Source organism: Actinophytocola sp. (genome assembly GCF_049647105.1).
Taxonomy (GTDB): domain Bacteria; phylum Actinomycetota; class Actinomycetes; order Mycobacteriales; family Pseudonocardiaceae; genus Actinophytocola.
On sequence record NZ_JBARWZ010000207.1, the window covers coordinates 1 to 9,318 of the forward strand.

Sequence of the window (9,318 nt, forward strand, 5' to 3'; positions counted from 1 at the left end):
CCTTACTGACGGGGGCAGGCGATCGGCGCGGACCCGGTGGTGCGCGGCTCGTCCTACGACTCACGCACCGGCACGTTCACGGTCCCGCCCCGCACAGTGGCGGTGTTCGTGACGAGTTAGGAGACGAACCTGTGCCGCGACCCGGCTTCGGCACCCGCCATCCCGGCCTGGTCGATGTGTTGTCCCGCTTGACCCCCTCGGCGCGACAACACATCGTCTGGCCAGGTGAGATAGCGCTGCGGGTGGCCGCCTACCTGACGCCGGCCGAGCTGCCGGACGAGCTGATCACCTCGATCCGGTGCATCGTCCGCGTCGGCGACCGGGTCGTCGTCTGTCACGCGCCGGACGAACAGCACATCTGGCCCGGCGGCAGACGCGAACCGGGTGAGACCTACGAGCAGACCGCCCGGCGCGAGGTGCACGAGGAGACCGGCTGGCTCATCGATCCCGGCGACCTGCGGCCGCTTGGTTTCCTCCACCTCCAGCTCACCGAGCCGCGACCCCATGACCACCCGTATCCCCATCCGGACTTCCTGCAGCTCGTCTACACCGCCCCGGCACGCCACCACGCCGACCACCCGGCCGGCTGGGTCGACCTCGACGGCTGGGAACGGGGCCACCGGCTGCTGCCCCCTGGCGAACTCGCCACGGTCCCGCTCACCGCGGTCCAGCGTGCCTTCCTCGACGTGCTGCGATAGGCCTGTCCCATGGATCTTTGTGCGCGGGTCTGGGCCTGACCGACAGCGACCTCATGGGAACGTGACGACACCCAGCCACCAACCGCCTCCGGTCCTTCGGCGTCGCTGGGGCGGGACCAACACTGTGAATTCCGGGGAGGCGGACTAGTTCAGCCGCGTGCCCATCTTGGCGATGAACGCGAGCACGGCGTCCTCGTCCCTGTCCGGCACGCCGATGACCACCTCGTCCACACCGAGCGCGGCGAGCTGATCCACCCGCTCGGGGTCGGCCCGTCCGCCGAGCGCGACGACGTACGGCTTGCCCGCGCGGCCCGCGTCGGCCCAGTGCCTGGTCAGTAGCCGGACCCGGTCGGCCATGTCGGTCTCGTACGGGGTGGTGATCCAGCCGTCGGCGTTGGCCGCGACCCAGGCGAACGTCCGCTCGGTGCCGCCCGCCCCGACCAGCAACGGGATGTGCTCCTGGACCGGTTTCGGGTAGGCCCAGCTGCCGCCGAACGAGACGAACCTGCCGTCATAGGCGGCGACGTCCTCCGTCCACAGGGCGCGCATCGCCTCGACGTACTCGCGGAGCGCCGTGTACCGCAGCCTGGCCGGGATGCCGTGGTCGGCCAGTTCGTCGGTGTTCCACCCGAACCCGGCGCCGAGCGTGACCCGGCCGCCGGAGAGGAAGTCCAGGCTCGCGACCGTCTTGGCGAGGGTGATCGGGTCGGACTCCACCGGCAGCGCGACGGCCGTGGCGAGCCGGATCGTCGAGGTGACCGCGGCCGCCGTCGAGAGGGCCACCCACGGGTCGAGGGTGCGCAGGTAGCGGTCGTCGGACAGGTCCGAGGTGCCGGTGAGCGGGTGCGCCGCCGCCCGCCGGACGGGGATGTGGGTGTGCTCGGGAACGTAGAACGAGAAGAACCCGGCGTCTTCCGCCGCCTTGGCACACGCGGCGGGCGTGATCCCGCGGTCGCTCGTGAACAGCACGATCCCGAATCGCATGCGCACCCCGTAAGTAGAACGTGTTCTATCTCACGGTAGTGCGTGTGCGCCAGCGCGGCTACCTCCAGCGACGCCGGTGGTCCACACCGGACCATTGCCCGGTGACACCGGGATGACATCCTGTGCACATGGGTCGTGACGACATGCGGGCAGGCGACAGTGATCGCCAGATGATCGCGGACAAGTTGAAGCAGGCACTGGACGAGGGGCGCCTCGATCTCGCCGAGTACGACGACCGCCTGCAGAAGGCGTACGCGGCCAAGACCTACGGCGACCTGAAGGGGCTGTTGGACGACCTGCCCAACACCACCCTCGCCGCGAAGATCTCGGCCACCGACCCGGTGCCGCACGGGGCGACAGCGGTCCCGCCGGTCAAGTCCGAGCGTGCGGGACAGCTCGTCAAGGCGTGGCTGGGCGGGTTCGGCGGCATCTTCGTCGTCAGCACCGTGATCTGGCTGGTCACCAGCATCGCCTCCGGCCACGCCCAGTACTTCTGGCCGGTCTGGCTCCTCATCCCGATGGCGTTCGGCGCGATGGGCAGGTTCGGCGGGGGCTACCACCGCAGGCGCGACCGCTGACCGGACGGCACAGACCGTCCGCGCGGGCACACCCGGCCAAGGCGCGACGGCGAACCTGTCCATGCGCCTCGGCCCGTCGGTGTTGACCGCACGCGCCGAGGCGCTCATGCGTCACCAGTTCACGGATCGGCACGACCGTTCCACTCATAACCCCTCCCCTCTTGGCTGCTTGTGAACCGAGCGGGGTGTCGTTGGCCGGGCCGCCTCGAGCGGCGCCAAAAAAATTGGACATCTATATAGTTAATAGTTGTTAGTGATGGGGGACTGAAGGAAGCAGGTACCGACTGATGTCCTATGTGGACAGTGAGGGGGTGAAAATTCTCAGCGGCGCGGTGGCGTGCGCGGTGTCTCCGTCTTGGCGCGGGCCACCGCGCTCCTGACCTCGGCCTGCGTGGCGCGTTCCTGCTGGAGCCACTCGGGGTTGGCCACCTTCAGCGCGTCGATCTGCTCGGTCGTGAGCGCGTCGGTGACACCGGCACGTGCGAGACCGCTGATCGACACCCGCAGCTTCGCGGCGATGACCTGCTTCGGGTGCGGACCGTCGCGGCGCAGGTCGCGCAGCCAGTCCGGCGGGTCGGCCTGCATGGCGTTCAGCTCGTCACGCGAGACGACACCCGCCTGGAACTCCTCGGGAGTGGCCTCGAGGTACACGCCCAGCTTCTTCGCCGCGGTCGCGGGCTTCATCGTCTGGGGAGTCTTGCGTGACGTCATGGCGTCGAGGGTAACGGGCGGTGCGGTGGCGCCCCGCACGCCCGGTAATCTGCCCACGTGACAGGCCCGGACGTCCCGCCATCCTTCACCCTCGGTTACGTCCCCGGGGTGACGCCTGCCAAGTGGGTCCGGACCTGGCAGGAGCGGTTGCCCGACGTGCCGCTGACCCTCGTCCAGGTCTCCCCCGCCGACGCGGCCGGCCTCGTGCGGGACCGCGACGCCGACGCGGTCCTCCTGCGGTTGCCGACCGACCGGACGGGCCTGCACGCCATCCCGCTCTACACCGAGACAACCGTGGTCGTGGTGCCGAAGGAACACCACCTCACCGCGGCGGACGAGCTGACCACAGAGGATCTGGCGGACAACGTCGTGCTGCACCCGCACGACGACACCCTCGACTGGCCTCGGCCGCCGGGACAGCTCGCTGCCCACCGGCCCGCCACCACCCAGGACGCCGTCGAACTGGTCGCGGCGGGTGTCGGGTTGCTCGTCGTGCCCCAGTCCCTCGCGCGGCTGCACCACCGCAAGGACCTCACCTACCGGCCGCTCACGGACGCACCGCAGTCCGGCGTCGCGTTGTCCTGGCTGGAGGACGAGACCACCGACCTCGTCGAGGAGTTCATCGGGATCGTCCGGGGGCGCACGGTCAACAGCACCCGTGGCCGCATGCCGCAGGCCACCCCTCGCAAGGCTCCCGAACAGCGGAAACCGAAGGCGGCCAAGGAAACCCGGCGTCGTCAGAACGTCAGGGGAAAGAGGCCCCGCCGCCGGTCCTGACCGGCCGCGGGCGTGCGGCCAGGGGTGTGGCCGAACTCCTTGGCGAACGCGGCCACGAACGCCCGATGACCGCGTAACCGCTCACCGGCAGAAACAGTGCCGCCGGTCAGGCGATGCGCTGTCCCTGCTCGCACAACACGGTCACGCCCTGCTCCACAGCCTGAAGCGCCGCGGCGAGGCGGTCGGCCAGCAGTGGCTTCACCTTGGCCCTTGCCTCCACCACCGTGTAGAACCCAGCTGAAAGGACCTCCGTGTCCGGGAACTCCATGCGCACCACGTCGGTCTCATCCAGCACACCGCCGTCGAAGACGAACACCACGCCTTCGGGCCGCGAGTCCTGCGGTCGCACGTAGTCCACCACCAGCAGCCGCCCCAGCGGGTGGTCCCACCCCAACTCCTCGGCCAGCTCACGGGCCGCCGGGGATCTCCCAGTTCGGTTTGTAAGACGGCTCGACCAGCAACACCCGGCCCGCCTTGTCGCGGAACAGCACTCCGGCGGCCATACGCTTACGCACCAAGCCCGCCACCTACTGTTCCACGGGCAGCACAGCGGTCGCGGCCGACTGGGGCACCGTAGATTCCGACGCGGTCACCCGCAGCACCCTAGCCACCCGGCTCATGAAGCCAGGCACCGGACCTGCCCGAAGTCGACCTGCGGGAACGCGCTTGACGTTCAATCCTGGCCGTGACCTCTCACGGGCAGCGCACGGTCTTCAGGAACGTGGGCAAGAGCCACGGCCTGGGGCCCCACACGCGCACCTTGCCGGTGAGCGCGGCGCGGGCCTTGCCGATCCGGTGGAACATCATCAGGTTGAACGCGGGTGGGTCGAAGAAGATCCGCGCGTCGGCCGGGCTGTCCCACTCGTCAAGCGACACCCGGCCGCGGTGCAGCACGACGGTCACCGGGGTGGTGTGGTGCGAGCGGAAACCCACCGCGATCCGGCGTTCGCGTGGGGGCTCGTCGTTGTCGATCAGGTGCCCGACGCCGTGGCGCAGCAGCTCGACGAAGAACACCTCGAAGAACAGCGCGGCGTCGGCGGGCGGGACGGTCCACGGCGTCCGCGTTGCCCGCGCGATGTCGCGGCCGTGGATGTTCAGCTCGTTGACCAGGTGGGCGAGCACGCCGCAGACCGGGACCCGGGAGCCGCCGAGCCAGGACACCGGGGTGGCCGGGTCGACCGACTCGGTCGCCAGCAGGATGTCGTCGACGTCCTGCCTCAGCCGGTCGGCCAGCACCACGGGGTCGCGCACGGTGACCAGGCGCAGCGTCGTGGCGTTCAGGTCGGAGACGGTGTCCACCGTGGCCGTCAGGAACTGTTCGCGTGCCGAGGGAAAAGCGGGTTCTGCGGACCGGACGATGTCCGTGTCCATGAAGGCGATGGTGCCCACGTGCGCGACGGTGTCGGCGACGGACCAGTGCGCGGTGGCCATGGTGCGCGGGTCACTCGCCGCGACCAGGTCGAGAAACCGCTCGGCGGTCGTCGCGACGGCCGCACGCGCGGTCGTCCACCGTTCCTCGGTGATGGGCACGTACCGGACGTTAGTGACGATCGACGCGCGGTAGTTGTTCCAGGTTGCTGACTTGGCCGTGCCCGTTTCTACCGCGAGGTGGCGGGCAGGCGTTGCTCCAGCACCTGGCCCGGCCACTCACCGACCAGGATCTGGTGCGTGCGGACGAAACCGTTGCGTTCGTAGTAGCGGATCAGCTGCTCGTCCTCGCCGCGGTAGCAGTCGACGCGGATCAGCACGACGCCCTTGGCCGCCGCCAGTGTGCGGGCGTGGGCGAGCAGCCGTGCGCCGATCTCGCGACCGGCGTGCCCTCGGGAGACCAGCAGCAGGGTGACGAACAGCTCCGGCTCGTCGACCGGGTTCACGTAGACGTTCGGCTTGTCGTCGGTGATCAGCGTGCCTACCGGCACGCCGCCGACCTCCGCGAGCCACAGGTCGGCCTCCTCGACCCGCTTCCTGATCGACGCGACCTTCTCCGGCTGGGTCGACCACGGTTCGGTGCCCCACTGCCGGGTGTTGCCCCTGGAGACCATCCAGGCGATCGCCTCGTCGAACATCGTCATGATGGCGGGCAGGTCCGCCATGTCACCGGGTCGAATGCGCATGCGTCCTGTCTACCGCGCCGGTCAGAAGTCGACGAACCCGTACAGGGCCAGGTGGTTGGACTTCGTGCTCGCCACCGTGTGCCCGATCGGCGACGGACGGACCGTGCCGAGGACGAACAGGTAGTCGATCTTGCGACTGCCATGCGTGGCGGCACTGCCGTACCCGGTCATGCCGTAGCCGGCCAGCGTGGACGCCGCGATCCCCGTGCGGTTGGCGTCGATGCCGACCACGCGGATCGTCGAGGCGTCCATGAGGCTCCGCGCGTCCGCGCCGAGGTGGATGCCGGTGCCGCCGACGCCGGTGTCACCGGCGCCCGCGCAGGCGTTGGCCCCGTTCTCCTGTGGCAGGTGCATGGTCGCGGCGAACACCGTCGTGCCGGTGGCCTTGATGGTGAACCGCGCGGCGATCGCGCTGGTGCGCTTCCACTTGTACTCGTTGGTCGCACCGTCGTCGTTGTCCGGCGGCTTGTAGAGGGTGCAGCCGGCGCCACCGTCGTACGCGGTACCCGGCTTGAGCCAGCCCGCGCTCCAGTACTTCGACACGTCCCCGGCCGCGAGGCTCAGCCGACCGGAGTTGTAGATGATCCCGTTGGTCTGCTTCTTCTTCAGGTCACCGAGGCTCTGGTCGCCGCAGTGGTGGCTCCCGCCCCACGACTCGGGGTCGGACCACGCCACGATCGCGCGGTAGGTCCCGGCGGGCAGCCCGAACTTCGCGGACAGCTGGTCGGCGTACGCCTCTGCCTGCCCGGTACCGCGAATCTGTTGCACGATGAGGATGTCCGGCGCGACGACACCGGCGGTGCCCGTCCGGCCCGCGTCGTCGACGAGCATCGAGGTGAGGTGGTCCGGGCCGGAGATGCGCGTGCACGAGCCATCGGCGTTGTTGCGCACCAGGTTCTCGATGTTGTTGTTGTACACGCGAAGCACCCGGTCCTCGGCCCGCGCCGGGCTCGCGGCGGCGGGTGCCGCGTCGGGCCGGTCGTCGAAGAGCTGGGTCCAGCGGCCGTCGAAACCACCATTGGCCGCCGTGTACCAGTCTCCGGTGAGCCACGTGCCGGACTCCCGATGGTCGTCGCTGTCGACGAGTCCGGTGTGGACGAAGAAGTCGTGCTGGCGCCAGTAGGTGTCGTGCGAGGCGGGATCCCCGCTCGCGGCGCCGCGGCTGCGGCCCGCGCTGTCGACGCCGAGACCTTCGTAGCCGCCGAAGTCGTCGGAGCCGGAGATCTCGTCGGCGTTCTCCTCACCGGAATAGGCGCCGTAGAACCAGCTCTTCGACAGGATGCCCTCACGGCCGTCGGTGAGGTCGCCTTCCCCGCTGTCCCGGGAGGCGGTGTAGAAGCGCTGCAGCCCGGCACTGACCTCCGCCGCGCCGGTCTCCCCGGTCACCGGGCTCTCGAGCAGCATGTCGCTCGACTTGTCCGGCAGCCAGTGGGTCTGCCAGTTCGCACCCTGCCAGTGGGTCGGCACGATGTCGGCGAGGTCCTGCAGTTCGTAGGTGATGCGCTTGATCGCCTGCCAGGGCACGTCCGTGCCGTTGTCGACCTTGCCGGCCAGGCCGTTGGCCGTCGCCGAGGTCACCGGCTGGGCCCGCCAGGCCGCGACCGCGTCGGCCGAGCCCTCCGGGACGAACGCGTAGTGCACGTTCTTCTCGTTGTCGTTGTTGATGTCGACCTCGGCCGTGCTGGTGGACTCCATCCGCGCCGCGATGGTGCTCCACGGGGTGGTGGCGAAGCGCAGCTCGTGGCCGTGCGGGTTGACGCTGGGCAGGTCGAAGTTGCTGTGGTCGGCCTGCCACAGCAACAGGTGCCTGCCGGTCGCGGCAGGCATGAAGTTCACCGCGCTGTCGGTCCCGCTCCGCATGACGTGGTCCTTGTGGCTGGTGACGGTCACGTGGCCGACCGTCTCCCCCGCCCCGGGCGTGCCGGTGACGCCACGCAGGACGATCTCGACGCGCTCCCAGTCGTGGATCTCGGTGAAGTCCTTGTCGGCCGCGTTGTACACGTGGTACAGCAACACGAGGTTCTTCACCCCGTTCTCCGTGTACTCGATCAGCGCCGTGTAGAGCGTCGGCCGGATCCGCCAGTGGGGGTTGGCCCCCGCCGTCGCGTACTGGCCGACCGTGCGCCAGTTCACCCGGTTGTCGCTGAAGTCGCCGTCGCGGTCGAAGTCGTAGTTGGACAGCCAGTCGCTGCCCTCACGGCCGTTGTTCTCGTCCCCGCGCTTGAGGATCACCGGCGCGTAGTGGGACAGGTAGGCCTGCCGCTGCGCGGTGGTCAGACTCCAGGACTCGGCCGCCGCCTGACCGGCTCCCGGCCATGTCACCGACGCCATCACCATGAGCAGCGCGACAACAAGCCCTCGCACACCTTTCACCACAACCCCCGACGTCGTGATCCTCCAGGCAGACCTCCCCACCTTAGTTGACGTGTCTCGTTTCCAGGCGCCGCCGGACAGCCTGCGGGCCGTGTGCTGATCGGCCCAGCTTCCGCCCAGCAAGCGGAGCAGCGTCGGATGTGGAGCTGTCGGGAGCGCAACGATCATCGTTGCAGCGACTGCCAGGGAGAGTGTTTCCCGAGGGCCGTCAGCCTGCATCTTGGGCGGGCCACGGAGCGCGACGACCTGTCAGCCCGGTAGGGCCGTGGGGACGGATCGGGTCGGCGTCACTTCGGCGAAGGCGTTCCACAGCAGGTTGAGCGGGTGGTCGTCGGCATAGCGGTCACGCTCACCCCGGCGGGCGAAGATGCCGGTGACGATCTCCAAGTTGGGTTGGTAGTCCTCGGCGAGGTCGATCTTGCGCAGACCCTGGCCGGGCAGCCTGCCCTCGAGGGCAGCGTCGGCGACACGTTCGGTGGTGAGCAGGCACCCATGCAGCAAGTCGCTGGTGAGCAGGTTCAGGCCGTAGTTGAGGGAGTCGATGTCGGCGATGACGTGCAGCACGCCGCGGACGGCTCCCGGCTCACCGACCATTCGGGACTCGCCGTGCGCCTGGCGCTGACCGCCACCACCGCGCTGCTAACGTCGGATCCCGCCACGGTGGCCACGCCTGCCGAGCCGGAGCCCACCTTGTTCTGACCGCACCGGCCGGTATCGCGGTCGGCTGCCGGAGCACCCGCTCCCGTCAGCCGAGACCGCGAGGACCAGGTCCTCACCCGTGTCACCCGTGTCGCCCGCTACGACTCGTTCGACGAGATGTTCGACCACGAGGAAGTCGCCTCGGTCAACCCGCTGGCCACCCGCGACGAGCAACTCGCGAACATCCGCCAGATCTACCCTCCCGAACGCGAAGCCCTCGGCGTCGTCGCCCTTGGCATCGAACTGGTCGACCCACCCCGCACCGCGTGAACCAGGATCGAACACGGCCGTGACAGAGTCCGGAGACGGTATGCCGCGTAACCCAGCCGGAGTGGGAACACCAGGGTCGGCGAGTTGCGCGGCCGCCCCGTCCCGGGGCACGGG

13 protein-coding genes are annotated in these 9,318 nt (G+C 69.4%); 6 read left to right on the plus strand and 7 right to left on the minus strand.

Annotated elements, in window-relative coordinates:
* Positions 1 to 21: 21 nt before the first annotated feature.
* Positions 22 to 120 carry an alpha-1,6-glucosidase domain-containing protein gene (locus WBA97_RS24415; RefSeq protein ID WP_424233250.1) on the plus strand — a complete coding sequence of 33 codons (99 nt, stop codon included), beginning with the start codon at positions 22 to 24 and terminating at the stop codon, positions 118 to 120.
* Positions 121 to 131: 11 nt separating this feature from the next.
* The gene (locus WBA97_RS24420; RefSeq protein WP_424233238.1) at positions 132 to 698 is read left to right on the plus strand and encodes an NUDIX domain-containing protein; all 567 of its coding nucleotides are present in this window, start codon (positions 132 to 134) and stop codon (positions 696 to 698) included.
* A 144-nt stretch (positions 699 to 842) separates the two neighbouring features.
* Here WBA97_RS24420 and WBA97_RS24425 read toward each other — a convergent pair whose 3' ends face one another.
* Positions 843 to 1,682, minus strand: coding sequence for an LLM class F420-dependent oxidoreductase (locus tag WBA97_RS24425; protein WP_424233239.1), 840 nt, complete (start codon positions 1,680 to 1,682; stop codon positions 843 to 845).
* A 128-nt stretch (positions 1,683 to 1,810) separates the two neighbouring features.
* Between WBA97_RS24425 and WBA97_RS24430 the strand changes: the two genes are divergently transcribed.
* Positions 1,811 to 2,260: a DUF1707 SHOCT-like domain-containing protein gene (locus WBA97_RS24430; protein ID WP_424233240.1), complete on the plus strand. Its 450-nt coding sequence runs from the start codon at positions 1,811 to 1,813 to the stop codon at positions 2,258 to 2,260.
* Positions 2,261 to 2,581: 321 nt separating this feature from the next.
* On the opposite strand, the gene WBA97_RS24435 is transcribed toward WBA97_RS24430, so the two are convergent.
* Entirely contained in the window at positions 2,582 to 2,971 is a 390-nt protein-coding gene (locus WBA97_RS24435; RefSeq protein ID WP_424233241.1) for a DUF5997 family protein, read from the minus strand.
* A gap of 57 nt (positions 2,972 to 3,028) precedes the next feature.
* Here WBA97_RS24435 and WBA97_RS24440 point away from each other — a divergent pair, with 57 nt between their 5' ends.
* Positions 3,029 to 3,748 carry a LysR family substrate-binding domain-containing protein gene (locus WBA97_RS24440; RefSeq protein WP_424233242.1) on the plus strand — a complete coding sequence of 240 codons (720 nt, stop codon included), beginning with the start codon at positions 3,029 to 3,031 and terminating at the stop codon, positions 3,746 to 3,748.
* A gap of 106 nt (positions 3,749 to 3,854) precedes the next feature.
* Here the strand turns inward: WBA97_RS24440 and WBA97_RS24445 are convergent, their stop codons facing one another.
* The 5 genes from WBA97_RS24445 to WBA97_RS24465 all read right to left on the minus strand — a co-directional run bounded on the left by WBA97_RS24445 (position 3,855) and on the right by WBA97_RS24465 (position 8,799).
* Positions 3,855 to 4,142 carry a hypothetical protein gene (locus WBA97_RS24445; protein ID WP_424233243.1) on the minus strand — a complete coding sequence of 96 codons (288 nt, stop codon included), beginning with the start codon at positions 4,140 to 4,142 and terminating at the stop codon, positions 3,855 to 3,857.
* A 299-nt stretch (positions 4,143 to 4,441) separates the two neighbouring features.
* Positions 4,442 to 5,278, minus strand: coding sequence for a maleylpyruvate isomerase N-terminal domain-containing protein (locus WBA97_RS24450; protein WP_424233244.1), 837 nt, complete (start codon positions 5,276 to 5,278; stop codon positions 4,442 to 4,444).
* 68 nt (positions 5,279 to 5,346) lie between these two features.
* Positions 5,347 to 5,862, minus strand: coding sequence for a GNAT family N-acetyltransferase (locus WBA97_RS24455; RefSeq protein ID WP_424233245.1), 516 nt, complete (start codon positions 5,860 to 5,862; stop codon positions 5,347 to 5,349).
* A 21-nt stretch (positions 5,863 to 5,883) separates the two neighbouring features.
* The gene (locus WBA97_RS24460; protein ID WP_424233246.1) at positions 5,884 to 8,226 is read right to left on the minus strand and encodes a hypothetical protein; all 2,343 of its coding nucleotides are present in this window, start codon (positions 8,224 to 8,226) and stop codon (positions 5,884 to 5,886) included.
* Between the two features lie 258 nt (positions 8,227 to 8,484).
* Positions 8,485 to 8,799, minus strand: a complete 315-nt coding sequence (locus tag WBA97_RS24465) for a hypothetical protein (RefSeq protein WP_424233247.1) — start codon at positions 8,797 to 8,799, stop codon at positions 8,485 to 8,487.
* Here WBA97_RS24465 and WBA97_RS24470 point away from each other — a divergent pair.
* Together WBA97_RS24470 and WBA97_RS24475 are read left to right on the plus strand one after the other, a co-directional pair.
* The gene (locus WBA97_RS24470; RefSeq protein WP_424233248.1) at positions 8,791 to 8,934 is read left to right on the plus strand and encodes a hypothetical protein; all 144 of its coding nucleotides are present in this window, start codon (positions 8,791 to 8,793) and stop codon (positions 8,932 to 8,934) included. The genes WBA97_RS24465 and WBA97_RS24470 overlap by 9 nt on opposite strands.
* A gap of 117 nt (positions 8,935 to 9,051) precedes the next feature.
* A complete protein-coding gene (locus tag WBA97_RS24475) occupies positions 9,052 to 9,204 on the plus strand; it encodes a hypothetical protein (RefSeq protein ID WP_424233249.1) in 153 nt (50 codons plus the stop codon).
* Positions 9,205 to 9,318: the final 114 nt, after the last annotated feature.